The sequence below is a fragment of the Vibrio sp. VB16 genome, assembly GCF_015594925.2.
GTDB lineage: Bacteria > Pseudomonadota > Gammaproteobacteria > Enterobacterales > Vibrionaceae > Vibrio.
In genome coordinates this window covers 1,178,720-1,199,869 of record NZ_CP087590.1, presented here as the reverse complement: position 1 = coordinate 1,199,869, position 21,150 = coordinate 1,178,720, and the positions used below count along the sequence as shown (strand labels likewise).

General features: G+C 41.6%; 20 protein-coding genes. 10 read left to right on the top strand and 10 right to left on the bottom strand.

The genetic code is table 11. From position 1 onward, the window contains the following. Nucleotides 1-115 precede the first annotated feature (115 nt). From IUZ65_RS05745 to msrB, 4 genes are all read left to right on the top strand, one after another. Nucleotides 116-991: a LysR substrate-binding domain-containing protein gene (locus IUZ65_RS05745; RefSeq protein ID WP_195702834.1), complete on the top strand. Its 876-nt coding sequence runs from the start codon at nt 116-118 to the stop codon at nt 989-991. Nucleotides 992-1,110: 119 nt separating this feature from the next. Then, nucleotides 1,111-2,205: a PfkB family carbohydrate kinase gene (locus tag IUZ65_RS05740; protein WP_195702833.1), complete on the top strand. Its 1,095-nt coding sequence runs from the start codon at nt 1,111-1,113 to the stop codon at nt 2,203-2,205. After that, nucleotides 2,199-3,116 carry a pseudouridine-5'-phosphate glycosidase gene (locus IUZ65_RS05735; protein ID WP_195702832.1) on the top strand — a complete coding sequence of 306 codons (918 nt, stop codon included), beginning with the start codon at nt 2,199-2,201 and terminating at the stop codon, nt 3,114-3,116. The genes IUZ65_RS05740 and IUZ65_RS05735 overlap by 7 nt, the downstream gene beginning before the upstream one ends. 319 nt (nt 3,117-3,435) lie before the next feature. Further along, complete coding sequence (gene msrB / locus IUZ65_RS05730; protein ID WP_195702831.1) at nt 3,436-4,578, top strand: peptide-methionine (R)-S-oxide reductase MsrB; 1,143 nt, start codon at nt 3,436-3,438, stop codon at nt 4,576-4,578. Between the two features lie 125 nt (nt 4,579-4,703). Here the strand turns inward: msrB and IUZ65_RS05725 are convergent, their stop codons facing one another. Continuing rightward, the gene (locus tag IUZ65_RS05725) at nt 4,704-5,459 is read right to left on the bottom strand and encodes a nitroreductase family protein (protein ID WP_231363606.1); all 756 of its coding nucleotides are present in this window, start codon (nt 5,457-5,459) and stop codon (nt 4,704-4,706) included. 29 nt (nt 5,460-5,488) lie between these two features. Continuing rightward, a complete protein-coding gene (gene sseA / locus IUZ65_RS05720) occupies nt 5,489-6,337 on the bottom strand; it encodes a 3-mercaptopyruvate sulfurtransferase (protein ID WP_195702830.1) in 849 nt (282 codons plus the stop codon). A gap of 206 nt (nt 6,338-6,543) precedes the next feature. Between sseA and IUZ65_RS05715 the strand changes: the two genes are divergently transcribed. Further along, complete coding sequence (locus tag IUZ65_RS05715; protein WP_195702829.1) at nt 6,544-6,999, top strand: hypothetical protein; 456 nt, start codon at nt 6,544-6,546, stop codon at nt 6,997-6,999. Nucleotides 7,000-7,216: 217 nt separating this feature from the next. Here the strand turns inward: IUZ65_RS05715 and IUZ65_RS05710 are convergent, their stop codons facing one another. The 4 genes from IUZ65_RS05710 to IUZ65_RS05695 form a co-directional block, all read right to left on the bottom strand. Continuing rightward, nucleotides 7,217-8,776 (bottom strand): AbgT family transporter, encoded by a 1,560-nt coding sequence (locus IUZ65_RS05710; protein ID WP_195702828.1) that lies wholly within the window; start codon nt 8,774-8,776, stop codon nt 7,217-7,219. Nucleotides 8,777-8,980: 204 nt separating this feature from the next. Beyond that, a complete protein-coding gene (locus IUZ65_RS05705; RefSeq protein ID WP_195702827.1) occupies nt 8,981-9,964 on the bottom strand; it encodes a glutathione S-transferase family protein in 984 nt (327 codons plus the stop codon). A 47-nt stretch (nt 9,965-10,011) separates the two neighbouring features. After that, the gene (locus IUZ65_RS05700; RefSeq protein ID WP_195702826.1) at nt 10,012-10,707 is read right to left on the bottom strand and encodes a pirin family protein; all 696 of its coding nucleotides are present in this window, start codon (nt 10,705-10,707) and stop codon (nt 10,012-10,014) included. Between the two features lie 202 nt (nt 10,708-10,909). Beyond that, nucleotides 10,910-12,205 carry a MipA/OmpV family protein gene (locus IUZ65_RS05695; RefSeq protein ID WP_195702825.1) on the bottom strand — a complete coding sequence of 432 codons (1,296 nt, stop codon included), beginning with the start codon at nt 12,203-12,205 and terminating at the stop codon, nt 10,910-10,912. Between the two features lie 316 nt (nt 12,206-12,521). On the opposite strand from IUZ65_RS05695, the gene IUZ65_RS05690 reads away from it, so the two are divergent. Both IUZ65_RS05690 and IUZ65_RS05685 read left to right on the top strand, forming a co-directional pair. Further along, a complete protein-coding gene (locus tag IUZ65_RS05690) occupies nt 12,522-13,553 on the top strand; it encodes a DUF1254 domain-containing protein (RefSeq protein WP_195702824.1) in 1,032 nt (343 codons plus the stop codon). Nucleotides 13,554-13,724: 171 nt separating this feature from the next. Beyond that, nucleotides 13,725-14,330, top strand: a complete 606-nt coding sequence (locus IUZ65_RS05685) for a LysR family transcriptional regulator (RefSeq protein ID WP_195702823.1) — start codon at nt 13,725-13,727, stop codon at nt 14,328-14,330. Nucleotides 14,331-14,373: 43 nt separating this feature from the next. Here the strand turns inward: IUZ65_RS05685 and IUZ65_RS05680 are convergent, their stop codons facing one another. From IUZ65_RS05680 to IUZ65_RS05665, 4 genes are read right to left on the bottom strand one after another with little or no spacing between them, the layout of a single operon-like run. Continuing rightward, nucleotides 14,374-15,894, bottom strand: coding sequence for a tripartite tricarboxylate transporter permease (locus IUZ65_RS05680; RefSeq protein WP_195702822.1), 1,521 nt, complete (start codon nt 15,892-15,894; stop codon nt 14,374-14,376). Next, entirely contained in the window at nt 15,895-16,344 is a 450-nt protein-coding gene (locus tag IUZ65_RS05675; protein WP_195702821.1) for a hypothetical protein, read from the bottom strand. Between the two features lie 52 nt (nt 16,345-16,396). Continuing rightward, nucleotides 16,397-17,332: a tripartite tricarboxylate transporter substrate binding protein gene (locus tag IUZ65_RS05670; RefSeq protein WP_195702820.1), complete on the bottom strand. Its 936-nt coding sequence runs from the start codon at nt 17,330-17,332 to the stop codon at nt 16,397-16,399. Between the two features lie 46 nt (nt 17,333-17,378). After that, entirely contained in the window at nt 17,379-18,842 is a 1,464-nt protein-coding gene (locus IUZ65_RS05665) for a sulfatase family protein (protein ID WP_195702819.1), read from the bottom strand. 388 nt (nt 18,843-19,230) lie between these two features. Between IUZ65_RS05665 and IUZ65_RS05660 the strand changes: the two genes are divergently transcribed. The 3 genes from IUZ65_RS05660 to IUZ65_RS05650 are packed head-to-tail and all read left to right on the top strand — an operon-like array spanning nt 19,231 to nt 21,092. Then, on the top strand, nt 19,231-20,046 hold the full coding sequence (locus tag IUZ65_RS05660; protein ID WP_195702818.1) for a LysR family transcriptional regulator: 816 nt from the start codon (nt 19,231-19,233) through the stop codon (nt 20,044-20,046). A gap of 29 nt (nt 20,047-20,075) precedes the next feature. Further along, on the top strand, nt 20,076-20,486 hold the full coding sequence (locus tag IUZ65_RS05655; RefSeq protein ID WP_231363605.1) for a MerR family transcriptional regulator: 411 nt from the start codon (nt 20,076-20,078) through the stop codon (nt 20,484-20,486). 30 nt (nt 20,487-20,516) lie between these two features. After that, nucleotides 20,517-21,092 carry an NAD(P)H-dependent oxidoreductase gene (locus IUZ65_RS05650; RefSeq protein WP_231363604.1) on the top strand — a complete coding sequence of 192 codons (576 nt, stop codon included), beginning with the start codon at nt 20,517-20,519 and terminating at the stop codon, nt 21,090-21,092. Nucleotides 21,093-21,150: the final 58 nt, after the last annotated feature.

The following is a 21,150-nucleotide window of genomic DNA, read 5'->3' as shown; positions in this document are numbered from 1 at the left end:
TCTCTCTAATAACTTGGGTTCATTGTATTCATTAATGTAATTGACTCTCCAAGCTTTATAAACGACCATTATGTTTATTGTTTATAAACCATGAGTTACTAATAGGGCATATCGAATGGACAAGCTAAAAAGTATGCAGGTCTTTGTTTACGTGGTCGAACATGGCACATTTTCCAGCGCCGCGGTTCATTTCTCGATAACCGCTACTATGATTGGTAAACATATAAAACAACTTGAGAAACAGCTTGGGACTCAACTCATCACTCGAACCACGAGAAAACAGTCATTAACTGAATCTGGTCAACTTTATTACAGCGACTGCAAACGAATATTAGAAGAAATCACCAACGTAGAAAATAAAATACTCACCGTTGAAAACAGACCAAAAGGGACGGTTAGAATTAATGCGCCTGTCACGTATGGAAGTATCGTTTTGGCCCCTATTGTCGCCGATTTTCTTAAGCTATACCCAGAGATTAACATAGAGCTCACCTTGGATAATCTCCGTATCGACCCTATTCTGGATCAGGTTGACATCATCATTCGCATTGGCCATCTTAACGATTCAGCGTTGATTGCTCGCCCATTAGGCCAGTATGAGATGATCTTTAGCGCCTCCCCAAAATATTTATCCACCTACGGCATACCAAGCAAAGTCAAGGACCTAGTGAATCATCATTGCTTGGGCTTCCACTATGGGGATATTCAATCTCATCAGGCAAGTCGATTAGGCACACATGCCTTTGATAAAACCAATATCCGTTTATCCTCAAACAATGGTTATGCGCTGAAAGTGGCCGCTTTACAAGGCCTTGGGATAATGCTCCAGCCGAAGATTTCACTTACTTCTGAGATAACCGACCAATCGCTTATTCAGATTCTTGATGACGAATCACCAACCTCTAATCCAATACATGTGTTGTATAAAAGTAAGTTTATTCCTATCAAAACACGAACATTTGTCGACTATTTATTGGAATGTACTGTGTAATCTGACGCTTATATGTGATTTAAATTGTGATCCAGAGCAAACGGTTACCTTTCTAACTATCATTTTGCAGAACGTCAGCCTATTATACAAACTTAAGTTTGGTTGACGGACATATGTTTATGACTGAGAGAGAACAACAGATATTAAGTATCTTGCGAACAGAGCCAATGATCGCACAACAAGTTCTAGCGGATAAGCTAGGGTTAAGCCGCAGCGCCGTTGCTGGCCATATCATGAACCTTACGAAAAAAGGGTTCATTCAAGGCAAAGGGTACATCATTGCACCCAACCAATACGCTATGGTCATTGGTGGTGCCAATATGGACCTTTGCGGACGTTCCTCTGCCGCTTTAATACAAGGTGATTCTAATCCTGGCCAGCTCACAAGTGGTGCTGGAGGCGTAGCAAGAAATATTGCTGACAATCTTAGCCGTTTAGGCAGTTCCGTACAGTTTATTGGTGCAATGGGTGACGATAATTGGGGTGAGCAGCTTAAATCTGCCTGCCGTGAAGCTGGTGTTAATGTCGAGCACTGTTTAACAGTGACAGGCGCAACATCTAGCAGTTATTTGTCGATACACGACCATGATGGCGAGATGCAATTAGCACTTAACGACATGAAATTGATCGACCGACTTAATGCAGAGCAACTCGCTCAACGTGAGGGGGCCATTGCTCGCTCTAGCGCGATTGTTCTCGATGCTAACTTAAGCCACAGCGCTCTTGAATACCTCTTTCATGTTCATAGCGACATCGACATTTTTGTCGACCCTGTTTCGTCAGTCAAAGCGCCCAAGCTACTGCCATTCTTAGATAAAATTCACACGTTAAAGCCAAACTTAATGGAAGCGGAATTACTGTCTGGCATTACGTTTATACAACAGAGCGACCTAGAAAAAATCGCTGGAACCCTACACGACAAAGGGGTTGAGCAAATACTGATAAGCCTTGGAAGCAAAGGGGCTTATTCCAGCTGTAGCGAGGGAGCAACATTTATCCCTCCATCAAAAACACAGGTTAACAATGTAACCGGAGCAGGCGATGCGTTAATGGCTGGCCTTACTCACGGGTATCTGAATCAATGGCAGTGGAGTAACACTGTCGAATTTGCACTTGGCGCAGCACGATTAGCGCTAGTTGCTGAAAACACGATTAATTCAACTATGTCTGAAAAAGCGGTTCGACGCTTAATAGAGGAAACCATCACATGTTAGAGAAATACCTTGATATCCAACCAGAAGTGGCACAAGCATTAGCCAACAACCAACCTGTTGTTGCCCTAGAATCAACAATCATCTCACATGGTATGCCATTTCCAAGGAATGTAGAAACGGCTCTGTTGGTTGAGAACACCATCCGTGAACAAGGTGCTGTCCCTGCCACTATCGCTATCATCAATGGTCGCTTAAAGGTTGGACTTTCAGAAGAACAGATCACACACCTAGGCAAAGCTGGTTCAGCCGTAACCAAAGTAAGCCGTCGTGATATACCTTTTGTGGTCGCAAGCAAACAAGATGGTGCAACGACCGTTGCAGCTACAATGATTCTGGCATCAATGGCGGGCATTAAAGTCTTCGCTACTGGTGGTATTGGTGGTGTTCACCGTGGTGCACAACAAACCATGGACATCTCTGCTGATTTGCAAGAGCTTGCAAATACAGATGTTGCGGTTATCTGTGCGGGTGCTAAATCGATTCTTGATCTTGGACTTACGCGCGAATACCTTGAAACTCAAGGTGTACCAGTTATTGGTTACCAAACTGACAGCCTTCCAGCGTTTTACACGCGTGAAAGTGAGCACAGCATCGATTATCGCCTTGATACGGCAGATCAAATTGCATTGGCACTCAAAGCAAAATGGGAAATGAATTTAAACGGTGGCGTTGTGATAGCCAATCCAATTCCTGTTGAATTTGCCATGCCAACAGACACCATCACTAACGCTGTCAACACTGCGTTAGCGGAAGCGGAAGAACAAGGCATCTTAGGTAAAGAATCAACGCCGTTCTTGTTGGCTCGCGTTTGCGAACTAACCGGTGGCAATAGCTTAGATTCAAATATTCACCTCGTATTAAACAACGCTCGTTTAGGCGCTCAAATCGCGATTGAATACAGCAAGCTTTAACACATAATTGATTCGTAAAACGTAACAACTTAATAATGGCTGTTACAAGTAGCGATTCAAATGAAATGAGCTCGATGGAGTGAACTGCAATAGGCAAAAATGTCTTGAACCGTTTGCAAAGTCGAGTTCATTTTGATCATATAAGCACTACGATCGGTATGATTTAATCTCAATTCACCACTACCCTTTAGACGAATCACCTCTCTTTTTCAAGAAAATCAAAGATTCTAAAATTTATAATATCTTTTTTTGAAAGTAATTTGGCCTTTCCCCTTTCTATATCCCTACATAAACTTTACAAACAACAAGAGGGAAAGACATGAAGCGATTATCCAAGTGGTTGCTCTCTTTCGCGGTGATATTGCCAGCACTCGTACTGATCATCATGCCAGAAAGCTCTGCCAACGCAGAGAGCAACAAACCAACCGCGATGAACAGCCAAGTTGCCACACTTGCTGGTGGTTGCTTTTGGTGTACAGAATCTGATTTCGAGAAACTCGATGGCGTAACAGACGTCGTTTCTGGTTATGCCGGTGGTGAGCTCGATAACCCAACTTACAAGCAGGTCTCTTCAGGTAAGTCAGGCCACATTGAAGTTATTCAGGTTACCTATGACGCAGATAGCCTAAGCTACGAACAGATACTCGATCACCTCTTTAGACATATGGACCCAACAGACAACAAAGGTTCTTTTGTCGACCGTGGTCCGCAATACCGTCCGGCTATTTTTTATCACACGCCAGAGCAAAAAGCGATCGCGATGCAATTCATTAAAGAGGTAGACGATGCTGGAATATATCCAGATCCAATCGCGACTGAATTGATAGAATATACCGAGTTTTTCCCGGCGGAAGATTACCATCAGGATTACTATAAAAAGAGTAAGGTTCGCTATAACTACTATCGCTATGCATCGGGTCGAGATCAATACTTAGACAAGCTATTTGGCGAAGATAGAAACGAGAACCAAGTAACGTTACGTCAGCTAATCGATGGTAAAAAACAGGCCGCAAGCCTAAAACAGTATCGCAAGCCCTCGGATGAGGAAATCCGTAAAAATCTAACCTCACTACAATATGATGTTACCCAAAAAGATGCGACTGAACGTCCATTTAACAACCCCTATTGGGATAATAAGAAAGAAGGCATCTATGTGGATGTTGTTACAGGTGAACCCCTTTTCTCTTCAACCGATAAATACAAATCAGGAACTGGCTGGCCAAGTTTTACCAGACCACTTGCTGGTAGTTACGTTGTCACCACGACAGACTACAAACTGATTTATCCAAGAACAGAAGTTAGAAGCAAGTTTGGTGATTCACACCTAGGCCATGTATTCAAAGATGGGCCAGCCCCTACCGGGCTTAGGTATTGTATGAACTCTGCTTCAATGCGATTTGTCCCTGTAGAGAAGATGGGGACAGAAGGATACGAGGAGTATCTACATTTGTTTGAAGGATAAAGAGTGATTTCCATTCAAGAATGACAGGCGTCAATACACTCTATTCCACCATCCCCACGAAAGTGGGGATTCTTTAACACAGAGAGCCTCCTTGCCACCTGTATATCTGTCCTTTGGCTTACCTATCAATGAGTAAATACAACGTCATTACGACTGACTCTTTGACGTTCGCTATAAATACCATCTTCAGTACGCGAACCACAGCTTATTATCATGGTAATCTCTGCGTTTTTTTCCAAACCTAACAACGCTTTTGCCCGTTTTGAATCAAAGCCTTCCATTGGGCAAGTATCGTATCCTTCCGCCCGCATAGCGGTCATAAATGTCATTGCGGCAAGCGAACTACTTTTATGCAGACTGACTCGAAGATCGGACTTCCCAACCTCTCTCACTGACGGTTTTTTCAAACCTAAATATGCACTCCACAATTTCCTGAATAGCCCAAACAATCCAAATCTATCGTTTTTATATAATATAGGAATAAACTTTTCGTAGTATTTTAGAGCTCTTTTCGAAACCGCATCTTCACGTCCTTCGAAGGCCTTACGTACATTTTCAGCATTCATTTGAGCCCGAGGTCGCCACTTATCTGGAGTGACCACGAAGGCAACCAATTCGTTAGCGGTTTTTGCCGCTTTCTGCCCCATACAGATATCGGCCAACTCACTTCTAGCCTGTTCACCAATGATTCGATGAAATTGCCAGAGCTGCATATTGGAACTATTTGGCGACAATATGGCCAAGTCGAGAGAACGACTCACCGCTTGATGATCAAACGCAGCAGTTTGATCATATTTTCTCACCGAGCGACGCGACTGAATCAGTTGCTGAAAAATAGCTGATTGCGTGTCTTCTGGAGGATTTATTAACGTTGTTTCCACTTTACATACTCACTTAGTTACAAATAGGATTACTCAATAGGGAAGTCGTGCCTTGAACCCCACTCCGTCCATGAGCCGTCATACACCGACAGTTTTTGCTTATTGCACTGCGTTGCAGCAAGCGCTAAAACGCAAGCGGTGACACCAGAACCACAGGTAAAAATTAGGGACTGAGAATCGTCACAGACATCGGCGAACATCATTTTCAATTCGCTAATTGGCTTTAGATAACCATTCTCAACCAAACGAGGGAACGGTAAATTTTTTGAGCTGGGGATATGTCCGCTTCTGACATTTTCCCTTGGTTCTGCTTGTTGACCATGGAAGCGCTCTGCTGGTCGAGCATCGATTATTGCCATCTCTGGCAGATGCGTTTTTGTATTCAGTGTCTCGATATTGATCTGCCACTCTGAACATAATTGTGCTTGATAGCGACAGGTTGGCAATGCAATGGGCTCACTACAGTCTAACGGTGCACCAGCCGCTTTCCAAGCTGGCAACCCACCATTTAAAACCGCGACATCATTGTGGCCCATGGCCTTAAACATCCACCATACTCGTGGCGAAGAAAACAGACCATGGCTATCGTAGACCACAATTTTTGTGCCATTCGCAATACCTAACAACCCAACTTGTTCAGCAAAATAGTCTGCCGACGGCATCATGTGTGGCAACTCTGAACCTAAATCGCATATCAAGGTATCAAAATCAAAAAACAATGCACCGGGTATTCGTTCTGACTGCCATTCTGACCGTCCATCCCTTTCTATGCCCGGCATAAACCAGCTTGCATCTATCACGGTTAGCTCTGGGTGGTTCAGGTGTGTTTTTAGCCAGTCAACATCCACGACTGAACTCGACAATTCAAATAAACTCATCTGTTTTTTTCTCCATCTTAAAATTCCATTTCCAGTATTCCAAACCCTTCATATCTGAATATCGACGTTAGTTCTTTCCTTCACTTTCATGGGTATACCATAACAAAATAAGACAAAAAATGAATTCGCCTTCCCCTAGAGAAAGTATTAAAGTGAATAGATAAGGGTTCCGAGCCCGAATTCAAGCATTTATTTAGAGGAAGACGATGAAAAGTATCTCTATTGCTACAGCGATAATCGCGCTTACTGGCTGTCAAAGCATGAGTAACGACAAACCATCTGACATGCCGATTGGACATATCGATCAAGCCCAAGACAGCCAACAATGTGCCATCTACGACACGAGAGATTGGCAGGCCAGCATCACGCCTTTAACCGGTGGCGAAAACGACTATGTTCTCAAAGTTAGTGGATTGGTTGATCTGCCCTCACCCGCGTATCAAGTGATATGGCAGAAAGGACCGATGGACAGAGCAAACCCACCAAGTCTGCGTCTAAGGTTAACCACATTAAACCCGACCGAAGGTGCTTCCATACAAGTCATAACGACGGCAAAAATAGAATACACATTAGAGACGCCGTTGCCAGCTATGAGAAACGTGATGGTTTCCTGCGGTGATTCTGTTATTGCTACCATTCCTGTGTCTACGGGCAGTCATTAACCAGACCTATAAAAATGTAGGGAGGTTTCGTGTAGAAGAGAGTTACGTAACAACTTCCAGCTGTAGCAAATAAACAGAGCCAATAGGTGTAAATACCCCCCCTATTGGCTCTGTTTGATTCTCGACATAATACGGACTCAACCGTGATATCTCCGTTCCACCTAATAACAGGTCAGACGAGATATGTTTGAGTTTACCTTCTCATCATAGGATTGACCTACATCGAATAGGTATATGGGGCTTGAATACCCAAAGGTATACCTAATGCCCAATACGCGAGCAAAAATATCGTCCAGCCAATCAACATTACTATTGAATAAGGCATCATCAAGGAGGCGAGTGTTCCAATACCCGTCGATTTAACATAGCGCTGGCAATACACCACGACTAACGGGAAGAAGACCATGAGTGGGGAGACAATATTCGATACCGAATCACCTACACGATAAGCCGCTTGAGAAAGCTCAGGCGCGATACCTACCGCCATAAGCATCGGCACTAAAACAGGACCAATTAACGCCCATTTAGCCGAAGCTGACCCCACAAGTAGGTTAATCAATGCGGTCAGTAGAATCATACCCACTATCGTAGCCTGTCCCGGAAGGTTCAGCGCTTTAAGCCCTTCTGCCCCGTACAAAGCCAACATAGTTCCAATATTGGATTGCCCAAATGCAGCTAAGAATTGAGCACAGAAAAATGACATCACAATGTACGCACCCATGGTTCCCATGGTGTTTGACATCGCCTTAATGACATCATTACTACTTGCGAAAGTTCCCGCTACTCGACCATAGACAATCCCCGGAATGACAAACAGAATAAAGATCAGAGGAACAATAGATTTCATCAACGGTGCTGAAAACGACGTAATATCTCCTTCTGGTGATCTCAATGCAGAGTTTTCAGGTAGAATCGCAAACACAAGCAATGCAATACCTGCCATCATCGACCAGCCTGCCCATTTGAAGGCACGAGATTCTATCACCGAAAAAGAGGCAAGATCGGGAGCTTCCTCTGCGTCCTCATCTACGGGTGTAGAGGCAAGTCTAGGCTCTATAATTTTTTCAGTGACATACCAACCAATCGCGACAATTAATACCGAAGAAATCCCAGTGAAAAAGATATTTGCCAATGGATTAATCAGGTAATCGGAATCAAGCACCTGTGCTGAAGTTTGGGTAAATCCGGCAAGCAAAGGGTCAATACCAGAAGGAATAAAGTTGGCAGAAAAACCACCTGAAACACCTGCGAACGCCGCAGCAATACCCGCTAACGGATGTCTACCCGCCGCATGAAATATAATACCGCCTAATGGGATGACCAACACATAACCAGCGTCTGCTGCCGTATGTGACACTATCGCTACCAAGATCAACATCGGCGTAAGTAATTTGGCTGGCGTAAAGTTCAGCATTTTCTTTAGGCCAGTCGTAATGAAACCTGAAGAATCCGCGACACCGACACCAAGCATGGCAACCAATACAATCCCCAATGGTGCGAAACTAGTAAACGTTGTCACCATGTTAGCTAAAAACGACGCCAGTGCTTCTCCAGTAAGTAGGTTCGTGACTTGAAGGACTTCACCCGTTCTTGGATTAACCAAATCAAAGGAGACATTGGCGAGAATGGCAGAGCTTACCCAAACAATAATCAACGCCCAAAAAAACAGAATAGCTGGATCTGGAATTTTATTGCCAGTCCGTTCTATAAAGTTAAGAAATCGGTCCATACCTGTTGGCTGCGCATCCGTTGCGACTTCTACAGCCTGATTACTCATAGAAACTCCAATTAAAAAATTAGCCTTAACTAAGGCAAATGAATTGGAGTATTGTATAAAAGTATCGAATGTTAACGTGCTAAAACAACCTCAAAATTTCTAAACACTGGTTATTTCTATTATTATTCAATTAGTAACAAGTTCAAACCGAACCGAATTTAGATGTTCGGTTCATCTCCATTTATATAATTAATGTGATCTTGGTTAGCCGAATCGACGATGACGTGAATGGGTAGACATATAGTTAATCTCTGGCCCTTCAGGAACGATTTGTGTTGGGTTGATCATTGTATGGCTAAAATAGTAGTGACGCTTAATATGAAAGAAATCCACCGTATCTGCAACACCTTGAAACTGATAGAGATCCCTTACGTATTCTGCAAGATTTGGAAACTGCTCTATTTGTTGTCGGTTACACTTAAAGTGTCCAAAATAGACTGGGTCAAAACGAATTAGAGTGGTAAAGAGTCGCCAATCTGCCTCAGTCAAGTTATTGCCCGCTAAGTAACGCTGCTGACCGAGAAGCTCTTCGATGTTATCTAGCGTCTCAAAAAGTACAGCGTATGCTTCTTTATAGGCAGTGGGGCTGGTTGCAAATCCAGCTTTATAAACACCATTATTGATTGCGTGGTAGACAATATCATTCATCTCATCGATCTGCTTTCGTTGCGCCAACGGGTAAAAATCAAGTTGATTACCTGTCAAACCATTAAAGGCGGCGTTAAGCATTCTAATTATCTCGGACGATTCATTACTCACAATACGATTGGATTGTTTGTCCCACAAAACGGGCACTGTCACCCGTCCAGTATAGTTAGGCTGGTTACGCGTATAGATTTGAAACAAGTGGTCTGATTGAAAAAGATCATCACCAGAGCTATGGTTATCTCGGTCGAAACTCCAGCCACTACTAAGCATATCCGGGCTGACCACCGAGACAGTTATGTGCGATTCTAAGCCTTTTATTGCTCTAAAAATGAGCGTACGATGCGCCCAAGGACACGCCAATGAAACATACAAGTGATATCGGCCAGATTCTGCTTTAAAGCCACCTTCTCCTGTCGGACCGGCTGCACCATCTTCTGTCACCCAGTTGCGTAATTGGGCCTCTTCTCGCTTAAACTTACCGCTGTTCTGTTTAGTTTCATACCATTGGTCGTGCCAAACGCCATCTACGAGCAAACCCATATTCTTATCCTCTTATTTTTTATAGTTTAATCCGTTTTATAAACAAATTAAGGCAAATCAAAAACAAGCGCTATCACCTGAGTATAGCCTTTGTTAACAAATAATATATTATCGACCGACTCAATTTTTACACCATCGCCCTCACTCAGCGTCTGGTCATCCATAGTTAGCTCCCCAGATATATGGTGCACATAAACCTTTCGGCCAGAATCAATGGTGAGGTTCAATTCTGTATTTGGATCAAGCACTAATTGATGCAACGTAGCATCTTGTTTGATGTTAAATGCAGTACCTTGCCCAGTTGGAGATGCAATCGTCGTTAATCCTACATCCGTACCAAAAGATCTTTGTTGGTACCCCGGGTTGTTACCGAATGAATTGGGTTGTATCCAGATCTGCAATAGATGCAGTTCATCACTTTTCGACGCGTTAAATTCACTATGGTATATGCCACTACCCGCCGACATTAACTGGTATTCTCCCGCAGAAAGTTGCTCAATATTGCCTTCGCTGTCTTTATGTTGAATGGCGCCTCTAAGCACAAACGTGATGATTTCCATATCCCGGTGACCATGGGTATCAAAACCCGAATTTGGTTTCAGCACGTCGTCATTGATCACTCGTAAAGCTGAAAATCCCATATGTTCCGGGTCATAATAATCAGCAAAAGAAAAGGTATGTTTACTCTCTATCCAGCCGTGATTCGCTTTGCCTCTATCTTGCGATGGTCTTATCGTAATCATATTACTACCTATCCATATTTTGTTGGCTATGACAAGTAAACATCGGTGTGCTTGCTGTCATCAATAGGATCAGTATATCTCTGTTATTTTGGGTTTAATAACACAAAATATTGATACTCTATTTCAAAATATTTGAACCCATTTTGAGGGACTACGCTGCGACCTTTCGATAGTAACAACAGAATATTTAGAGACGTTTTGATTACAAATCGACTTGCAGATAAATGGTATTGTAGTTGCTTCCGCCCTTTATTCGACCAAACTGAGAGGAAGACTCAAAGATGGCAGAACGATGATGCAGCGAGTAACCCAACCATATATTGTTCCAGTCTCGTTTGTTGAATAAGTCTCCGAGATTTACGTCATATGAGACATCCAAATAATTAAGAAGTTGGCTAGGTTCATACCCCTTATCAGCCATACTTTTTCCTTCCATATAGGTGATTTTATCAATATATGAAAGACCTTCAGCCAGACCAATTCGCCATTTGGTTGGCCAGTTCAACGTGTAGTACGCTTTAACCGCCACGACATATTCTGTGCTTGCCCCTTGAGCGTCCGATGTCCAATGGTGAATCAAACCGGGCGTAAGATAGATATCGAAATCATATCCAAACAGTTCATCAGTGAGGGGATGTCCATAAAAAATTGAGCTGAGTATCCCGTCATTTTCATCTTTTTCGCTCTCCAAGCGGAAAAGAATATCACCCATATTAGACGTCGTTGCCCAACCGTGTGCCACTCTCAAGTAAGGCGATATGGAGAGTGACTCTCGTAATGGCGTGCTTTTATCATTAAAAAAGGCAATACCTGCATAAGCTTCACCTTGCCACCGTTCTTCAACAATCTCAGCCCTGTACGCATTACTATCCAGATACGTAGCACCGATGCTTCCCAATAAGTAGAAATTAGAAGTCACATGATATTTCGCCCTAACAGCGGCCGTCGCGTCTACTCCTCCATCAATTGATTCTCCGGTTTCTTGCTTAAAGGCATAGTATTTAGAATTGAATTCTTGGCTTTTCAACCTCAGGGTGAACTTGGGTTCCAACTGCCAATTACCGAATTCATAGTCACCTGATAACACAAAATTGGAGTGCAAGTAAATATCGTCATCACCCATTAACTCAGCTTCGAAGTCCCAATGTTTATTAAATGGGATCTGGAATTTAAAGCCAAGATCCGCGCTATCTCCACCTGCTTCATTTTGTAGAGAGCGCGGTATATCAACAAAACGAGTACGCAATATGGCGAAAAGGTTGTAATCCAGTTCTGGGTGGGTATACAGCTTCGCGCCACCTTCTAATCCATCGAGATAAAACGTCTCACCCTGAAAAAAAAGCATCGGCACAAAAGAGTTAACGTAATCATCGTCAGACTCATTAGCAAAAGGAATTGTCGCGGAGCGCATCACCCCAGCAATACCCCATTCTTGCTCTGAATAAGAGGCAAATACAGAGGTTGAAAAAAGTAAAACGATACATAAACCAAAACGCATAGTACAAACCCAACCAAATAAAATTTAAGTCCCTGTTTAGATTGTATAAGAACAATGGCAAAAGCACATCGCAAAGTGTGCAGAGAGATATATAATAATTCAGCAACGCAACCAACCGTTTTTTATTATCAATGCTACGCTTAATGGCGTACCGATAATCCATTCGTTGACCCAGTACCGTGAGTGAATAACCACTCTATTATTCACTTACTGCATATCAGCCTATACCTATAAGTCATTGGATGAATAAATTAGATTCAAATAGAGTAATGACCATACCAATTCAAGCTTATCCTTAACTGACGTGAGATCTATTATGAAATCAGTACTTACCTACATTGCTCTGAGTATTCTTATCGCAACACCAGCTATAGCAAACGAGAACTCTCAAAAACTCATTCCTATTACTGAAAGTAATTATCCTACGGCAGAAACTCATCGTCAGATGGTTATCGTCCAAGAAAAAGCGGGCGGCATTAACAAATTTCAGCACAAGCGCGAATTAACGCCTACTGACAACCAACCTGTCGTGCGGATGAATCGCGACACGTATTACTCTATGGCTGTTGTCAATGTATCGGAAGGGGCAAGTTACACAGTACCGCAAGTGCCTGATGGCATGTATGTATCGGTACAACCTGTGACTGAAGACCATAGAATACAAGCGATGAGCTATGGTGCAGGGACCTTTGAAGTGACAACGCATACTGGAGATTTTGTCTACCTTGTCGTCCGTCTTGACTCTCGCTTAGATAAAAAGGACGTTGTTGTAATTCAAGACGCCATGAAAATTAATGCAGGTTCATCAACGCCTTTCTCAGCAGACAAGTTTGATTTTGATTCAATCGAAAAAGTCGAAAACAGCTTGAAAGCACAGATGCCTGAGATTAATGAACGCGATGGTTATGCCGCTCTCAATGGCATGTTTACTTCCCCAACAGATAAAAGCAACGACGAATTTACATTAGAAAAATATCAAGTAGGGGCGGCAATTGGTTGGGGCGGCGCTCAGACCATTGATAATGTGTATGAAGTGTCGGGGAATTATCCAGCCGATACTTGTCATACAGCAACCTTTGAAAACCCTAAGAACAAGGCATTTTGGTCTATTACTGTCTACGACAAAGCCGGTTTTATGTTCAATGATGTCGCCAACATGAATTCACATACGGCTAGCCAGAACGCCAATGGGTCTTACACCGTCTCTTTTGGTTGTGGTGACAACGCCATCAATAATATCGAAACAAATAATCCTTCTAGCGTGTTTAACCTTGGTGTACGTCACTATATGCCAAGTGAACAAGTTCGCTCCGGTGAGCTACGTGTATTACCGACGGTAACCAAATAGCACGAAATACCATTAAGTACTCATAGCCATGTTGGTCAACACCGCCAGCATGGCTCAATCCAAACAGACATTCTTTCTATTCCTATTCCTATTCCTATTCCTCACCTTTTTAAAATTCACATTCTGACTTATTCTTACAAGTAATTATGCTAATTTTGGATAATACCTGAAATGAAAAGAAGCGTAGAATTTGAATTATCTCGTGTTGACCTCAATCTACTGGTGTCACTTAAAGTACTCCTAAAAGAACGCAACGTTTCAAGAGCCGCGGAACAATTGTTTGTATCCCAGTCAGCAATGAGTAGGACATTGGCAAAACTACGAACTCTGTTTGCAGACGATTTATTTATTAGAACCTCAAGTGGTATTTCTCCTACCCCTAAAGCAATAGAATTGGAATTATTGATTGCCCCACTGCTAAGCGACCTACACCACCTAATTGTACCAAAAGAGTTTGACCCCTTTGATAGTGAAATTACCTTTAATTTATCTGTGCCTACTTACATCGCCTCCTTTTTAATGCCTCGTTTGGCAACAGACATAATGAAAGTAGCACCAAAGGTGTCAATCACAGAATCAAATATTAAGTCCAATCCCTTCCCCTTACTTGATGCTGGTGAAATCGACTTTACTATGCACTACACGCGGGAAAATAGTCATAAATACTTATCTGAACACATCGGTAGCATTTATCCCATACTTTACGCGCGAAAGGGACATCCTCTTTTTGACGATGATGTTAACTCATTTGAAGGCGGTCTTAAATTGAACCAGTAGATTATGTTCAGCTCAAAATATGAACATAATCTACTGGACAGTCTTACAATGTGGCTTGATGTGTGTCTTCAGGTTCTGACCGTTTTTGACTCTTTGTCGTCAATTGTTTGTAGGCCGAGAATAGCAATATCAATGTGCTTGCTGCCAAAATTACCGCACTCAAAGGATGGCTAACAAAGATAACATAACTGCCTTTTGAAATGGTTAGCGCTTGGCGGAATGATGACTCGGCTATCGGACCTAATACGATACCCATGAGCAAAGGTGTTAATGGATAGTCAAACTTTGGAAGAAAAAATCCGATCATTCCAAATACCATCATGACTTGCACATCGAATAAGCTATTATTGACCGCGTAGCATCCTGATACGCAGAAGATAAACAAAATAGAGGTAAACAAATAGGGGTTAATTTTCATCACGTTTTTGTATATTTTGATATAAGCAAGCGCATGAAAGATCATCAATATGTTAATGATAAACAAGCTAAATATCATTCCATATACTTCTGTGGCATGATGTTCAAATAACTTAGGTCCGGGAATAAGACCATGTACCATTAGCGCCCCTAATAAAATGGCTGCAATGATGTCTCCAGGTATACCAAGGGTTAGCATTGGGATAAGTGTCGCGCCAGTAATACCATTATTGCCCGCTTCAGATGCTGCAATACCTTCTAAACTGCCTTTGCCAAATTGTTCTGGATTTTTAGAACTTCTTCTCGCTTCGTTGTAAGCCAAGAACGAAGAAGTTACGGCTCCAGTGCCGGGTACTGCACCAATAAAAGTACCGATAAAAGAGGACTTAACAATTGTTTTCAAGGATGGCAGAAATTCAGCCATCGTCAACGAACCTCCTGTTGTAGCAGGGACGCTGAGCTTTCCTGTTTTACGTAAATCATCTATGCGCCGCAATATTTCAGAGACAGCAAACAACCCAATTAAGGCCGGTACAAGCTCGATACCGCCACTCAAATCTAATAGATCAAACGTAAACCGATCTAATCCATCTATCGGGTCCAAACCGACGGTTTTAATCAGCATTCCGATACATGCTGCCGCAATACCTTTCAAAATATTACTGTTTACTGCAATGACGACAGACAATCCAAACACGGCTAAAGCGAAGTACTCTGCTGAGCCAAATTTGAGCGCAACTTTTGCCAATTGGGGTGCAATAAATAGCAGCATTAATGCACTAATAATCCCACTGATCACCGACGCATAAAGCGCCATTTGCATCGCCTTTAATGCGAGACCTTTTTTCGTTAACTCAAAGCCATCATTTAACGTTGCGGCAGAAGCGGGTGTCCCAGGTGTTCGAATTAAAATTGCCGTGATTGACCCTCCATACACCCCGCCACAGTAAACGCCCAGTAGCATCCCTATTCCTGTCGTTGGAGCCATATTAAAAGTAAATGGTAGTGCTAGAGTGACCCCCATCACCGTCGTTAGACCGGGTAAAGAGCCGAAAATGATGCCGACAAGCAGGCCCACATTTATAAATAAAAATGTATCCCAGTTCAACAACATATAAAAACTGTTTAAAAGCTCTGCATAATTCATCTAGAGAACTCCCGTTGGCAATTCAATATATAGGAAGGTTGTGAATATATAAGAGATAAAATAGACCATGATAGGAATGAGTACGTAGGCATATATTTTTTTCAATCTAAGAGTAGCGAGTATCAAAATTGATCCAATAGTGATTGCGATATTGAACCCTATGTAAGACATAGCAATCACGGACAATAACATGATGCTATACACGGTAATGGCCTGACCCGAAATAAGCTCCGTTCTTATTTTGCATCCACTTTTTGAAGTGAAAAAATCGTAGCATCCACTCGTTACAGCCACAACAAATAACGCTTGGCAAAGCAATGTGGGGAATGCCCTAGAGGAGACATAAGAAACTTGTAAGTCAGAGGTTTGATATGGAATCAATATATAAATCACTACTGAAAATAAAATGATTATTAGGTTAAAAATGTTCTTCGAGACGTTATTGTTCATCGTATTCATCCAAATAGCTGCCATATCTCAGTATGGCAGCCAACTACTTAGGTTATTTGATAATTCCCATCTCTTTCAGTAATGGGGGAAGTTCATTAAGTTCCTTATCAAAGTTCTGATAGATTTTTTCTGATGTTATATCGAATACGGTAATATTCGCGTTATTAGCAAATGTCTTGAATTCTGCTGAATTTAGCATGGTTTCAAAACCTGAACGAATAGTCTCAATTCTATCTTTTGGCGTATCCTTAGGCGCCATAATAAAGTTGTAGTTATCCATTACCAGATCAAAACCGGCTTCACGTACTGTCGGAACATCTGGATACTCAGGTAGCCTTTCTTCAGTAAAGACGGCTAAAACACGCATCTTTTCGCCCAAAGAAACTTCAATAGAAGGCTGCGTTATAGAGATATCAATGTGACCACCTATCATGGCAACATTCGCTTCTGTTGTACTTTTGTAGATAACATTATCCATACCAAAGCCAACTTTTTTCGACAGTGCCACCATCGCGATATTAGGCATGCTACCAGCGCCAGGTGAACCAGCATTAAAATCATGACCTTTTAGGTCAGCAACTGTGTTATATGGTGAAGATTTAGGCACAGCTAACAACAATGGTTCTGATGTTGTACCAATAACTGGAACAAAATCATCAAGAGAGTATTTTACTTTTCTGATCATTGGTTGAGTGGTCGACACACCAGAGGTATACCACATTAAAGTGTACCCATCCGCTTTTGCACGCGCCAGTTCTGTCGCCGCAATAGTACCACCCGCACCCGTTCTGTTTTTCACAATAAGATTAGTGTGGATATATTTTTGCGCAACATTCGCTAATGCACGAGCTTGAGTATCGGAACTACCACCGGGTCCCCAAGGCATTAATAGCGTAATCGGTTTCGCCGGAAACTCAGCTGCCGAAACAGATAGAGATAAAGCGGCTAGAGGTAAAGATAACAGTCCTAATAGATGCTTCCTATTCATGTCAGTTCTCCGTTTTTTGTTTAGGTTATTGGTTCAGGTTATTGGTTTAAAGATTGTTTTTCATCTTTTTTATTCTTAGAAGGTTTTCATGTTGTTCAAAATCACCAAGATATGATTTTGGATTTCGCTCAAACACCTTTTGTGCGGTCTTTGGCAAAAATTCTGGTGGTTGCCCTTGGCACTGCTGTCTTTTTAATAAAGTCAGTGTTAACTCATGGCGTATTTCGTTATAGCTTTCATCATCAAACAGGTTGGTTGTTTCTTCTGGATCTGCGGTTAAGTCATAGAGTTCACCGTTATCGTCGGCGTAAATTACCAACTTATGTTTTTTAGTACGTAACATTGTTCCAGGACCCCATTGTGTTGGATCATGGGGTGCCTTGATTGCAAGGCCAGAGATCGGTGCTTTTGGCTGCATCGCATATATACCGCCTTCTGCCAATACACTCTCTCTTTCTATGTAGTCTTCTGATATCAGGCTTTGCCCTCGACAATAAGATGGTGTGTCTATCCCAAGGATGGACAAAACCGTCGGCATAATATCAATAGATTCGACTAGGTGAGAATTGGAACCAGAAGAAAGGTGACCACTAGGATCATACATAATAAGCGGTATACGAGTTAGGCAGTCATAGAACATAAGTCCTTTATGAGTGACACCGAAGTCTCCTAAGAACTCGCCATGATCACTCCAGAAAATAATAACGGTATTATCTAATTGGTCAAGTTGCTCGAGTTTGTCAATTATCCTACCTACCTGATCATCAACATACCTTATTTGACCACAATACATCGCCATGGCCTCTTTCATCTCTTGCTCTGTTGCCTGCAAAGATTCGCTGTGTATTCGCCAGTTTGTCAGCCTTACTGGCTCCTTGTTGTCCACTGATGTTCTAAAGCTCTTAGGTAGCTCAAATTGCTCCGCAGAGAAGAGCGAATCGTACGGTGCTGGCGCAGCAAAATAGGGATGAGGGTCTTGTAGATTAATAGTGGCAAAGTAAGGTTTATTCTCGGTGACATTACGTTCAATAAAACTGAGGCAATTGGTCGTAAGTCGTTCAGTCAAATTGTATTTTGATTCTGCGGTAAGTGAACCACTATCCCAACTTTTTTTGTAACCTGGATGATCGTCCATGTTACCGATACAAATATCTTCACCTTCATCGTACATCACACCGATGGCGTCCGGTTCAATGATATGATCTTTGCCAAACAGGCCCAAGTTATAGCCATTTCGCTTTAACTCTGAGAGCATATTGGGATAATCTGGTGACATCGTACCGACATAATTTCTAATTTGGTGCTCAATTGGGTACTGACCAGTAATAAATGAGGTTCTTGATGGCCCACACATTGGGCTAGTGGTGAATGCGTTAGGGAAATAGGTCCCCTTCTCAGCCAATCGGTTAAGATTTCGAGTATCTATAAACGGATGACCCGCAGGCGTCATATAATCTGCCCGCATTTGGTCTGGATTAATAATAATTATGTTATACGGTGATTTTGACAAAATACATTCCTTTTATTACTCCAGACATCTTTGATACCATAAAGATGCGTACACTTTAAATAATACTGGTTGCATAGGTAATATATTTTATAACACCAAATAAAATCTTGATTGCATTTAATAAAAAGAAATTCATTCTATATTTAAAATCAAACCCAAATTTTTCTTTTTTAGTTAAACGTACATCACCATAAACTATATAAAGAAAACCATGATTTGAATTTTGTGTCTATTGTTATTATTGCATACGGATATGCTCAATCTGGATAGGTAACAAAGTTTTTCACAATGCGAAGAAGCTCACATCATATTCAATCGTTCGTACTATAATGTCTATATTTACAATCCTATGTCGAAACTAAATGATCTTAAGTTATTGAGGATATTCGTGGTTACTTTTCAGAAGAAAAGTGTCACTGGAGCCTCTGAAGTACTCCACTTATCGCAGTCAAGTGTTACCCGAGCGATACAATCTCTTGAAGATTATCTGGGCTTATCCCTTTTTACTCGTACAACCAATGGCTTAGTGCCAACAGAATTCTCTTGCCGGTTTTATCAGCGAGCCATTTTGATTCTGGATGAAATTGAACATATACATCATGATGTACATAATCTTTCTCATGAGAAAAGAGTTATTTTAAATATTGGACTAGGCATCGATTGCTATCCCATTTTTCAATCGGGTTTACATCGTTTCTTAGAAAAAGAAGAAGACTATAATTTAAATATCAATATAGCGAGTGCTCGAGGATTAGTGGGCAATAGTGAGACCAAAAATTTGGATCTAATTATTGCTGATTCTACTATTATCTCAGGATGCTCATGGCTTAAAACATTACGAACGTTCGAGTCCAAAAAATATATTATTGTTCGAGAAGGACACCCAGTACTCAAGCTTGCATTAGATAAACAGTTTTCCGCGTTAAAACCCTATCCATATTATACTTATCACCTATTAGAAGATTCACACGGGTCTAAAATACCAAAGCCGCCATTAATCAGAATGAATGACTACATGTTCTTGCTTGATAGAATAGAACAAACGGATGGCTATATGTATGTAAATGAATCGACGCTTAGTCTCATAGAACGCTTTAAAGTCAAAGTCGTTGCAGAAACCAACTTTGATGCGATGCAATACTCCATTGCATATGAAAACATCGAGAGAATTGAAGCTTTATTACCTTATTTGCAACCGTCTTAAATTGCTCAGAAGAGAGCGATAAGGATAATGTGTTAAAACTCGAATACAAAGAGTACAAAAATATGTTTATTGGTGAGGTTTCAAAAAGAACCGGACTATCCATAAAAGCGATCAGATTTTACGAAGAGAAAGGACTTATTCGGTCTCCATTGCGGCAAGGCCGTTACCGTGTCTACACAAACACAGATATTGAGATTCTCAGTCTAATTTCTGAGGCTAAAAAACTGGGTGTTACATTAGCGAGATTAAAAAATGTGATTGTTTACCATGATGGGGTAATCGACTGGGCTCGAATAAACCAATTTCTTATAGAAGTCAAAAATGAACTGCAAGCAGAGATGCTAGCTATCTCTAATAAGGTAAAAAAAGTGGAGAAATGCATCGATGCGATGAATTTTTCTTCTAATACGCTTGACTCTTCCCTTAAGGGGAGAGAATAAAATATTCGTCACTACTTAAATAAGGAAGTAATGATGAAAAACATTTTATTATTGAACGGCAACCCAAAGGAAGTCAGTTTTGCCAAACAGTTGAGTGATACCTATGAAGACGAAGCAAGTAAAGAGTATCAAGTGTCTCGCTTTAATCTTTCAGAGATGCATTTTAATCCAAGCTTAGAGAATGGTTATGACGAGATACAACAATTGGAACCGGGTCTAATTGAGTTTCAACAATCCGTTCTATTAGCAGACCATATTGTTATCGTTGCACCAGTTTGGTGGGGGGGGGTACCCGCAAAACTAAAAGGCTTATTCGACCGCACGTTTTTGCCGGGATTTGCTTTTAAATTTGAAGATGACAACCCAGAACCCGTGCAGCTACTAAAAGGTAAAACCTCAAGGATCATCTTAACGATGGACGCACCGGCTGACTATGCAACAGAACAAGCACAACCCATTATGCAACAATTAGATCAGTTTACGCTTCAATTTAGTGGGGTTAGCAAGGCCGAACATAACTTATTTGGTTCGGTTATCTTATCAGACCAGGAGCAACAAAATAATTGGCTTCAAACCGTTAAAGATGTGGCTGCAATAGGTAGATAATGGCTAAAAGAGCAGCGGATCAATTCGATGCTCTTTTATACTAATTATACCCTATGAC

Excerpts from the sequence above, each read along its gene's own strand:
- sseA (WP_195702830.1), bottom strand. The coding sequence starts at position 6,337 with ATGAGTTTATTTGAATTGTCGAGTTCAGTCGTGGATGTTGACTGGCTA.
- IUZ65_RS05735 (WP_195702832.1), top strand. The coding sequence starts at position 2,199 with ATGTTAGAGAAATACCTTGATATCCAACCAGAAGTGGCACAAGCATTA.
- IUZ65_RS05685 (WP_195702823.1), top strand. The coding sequence starts at position 13,725 with ATGAAAAGAAGCGTAGAATTTGAATTATCTCGTGTTGACCTCAATCTA.
- IUZ65_RS05715 (WP_195702829.1), top strand. The coding sequence starts at position 6,544 with ATGAAAAGTATCTCTATTGCTACAGCGATAATCGCGCTTACTGGCTGT.
- IUZ65_RS05650 (WP_231363604.1), top strand. The coding sequence starts at position 20,517 with ATGATGAAAAACATTTTATTATTGAACGGCAACCCAAAGGAAGTCAGT.
- IUZ65_RS05670 (WP_195702820.1), bottom strand. The coding sequence starts at position 17,332 with ATGAATAGGAAGCATCTATTAGGACTGTTATCTTTACCTCTAGCCGCT.
- IUZ65_RS05745 (WP_195702834.1), top strand. The coding sequence starts at position 116 with ATGGACAAGCTAAAAAGTATGCAGGTCTTTGTTTACGTGGTCGAACAT.
- IUZ65_RS05710 (WP_195702828.1), bottom strand. The coding sequence starts at position 8,776 with ATGAGTAATCAGGCTGTAGAAGTCGCAACGGATGCGCAGCCAACAGGT.
- IUZ65_RS05695 (WP_195702825.1), bottom strand. The coding sequence starts at position 12,205 with ATGCGTTTTGGTTTATGTATCGTTTTACTTTTTTCAACCTCTGTATTT.
- msrB (WP_195702831.1), top strand. The coding sequence starts at position 3,436 with ATGAAGCGATTATCCAAGTGGTTGCTCTCTTTCGCGGTGATATTGCCA.
- IUZ65_RS05680 (WP_195702822.1), bottom strand. The coding sequence starts at position 15,894 with ATGAATTATGCAGAGCTTTTAAACAGTTTTTATATGTTGTTGAACTGG.
- IUZ65_RS05675 (WP_195702821.1), bottom strand. The coding sequence starts at position 16,344 with ATGAACAATAACGTCTCGAAGAACATTTTTAACCTAATAATCATTTTA.
- IUZ65_RS05690 (WP_195702824.1), top strand. The coding sequence starts at position 12,522 with ATGAAATCAGTACTTACCTACATTGCTCTGAGTATTCTTATCGCAACA.
- IUZ65_RS05700 (WP_195702826.1), bottom strand. The coding sequence starts at position 10,707 with ATGATTACGATAAGACCATCGCAAGATAGAGGCAAAGCGAATCACGGC.
- IUZ65_RS05705 (WP_195702827.1), bottom strand. The coding sequence starts at position 9,964 with ATGGGTTTGCTCGTAGATGGCGTTTGGCACGACCAATGGTATGAAACT.
- IUZ65_RS05740 (WP_195702833.1), top strand. The coding sequence starts at position 1,111 with ATGACTGAGAGAGAACAACAGATATTAAGTATCTTGCGAACAGAGCCA.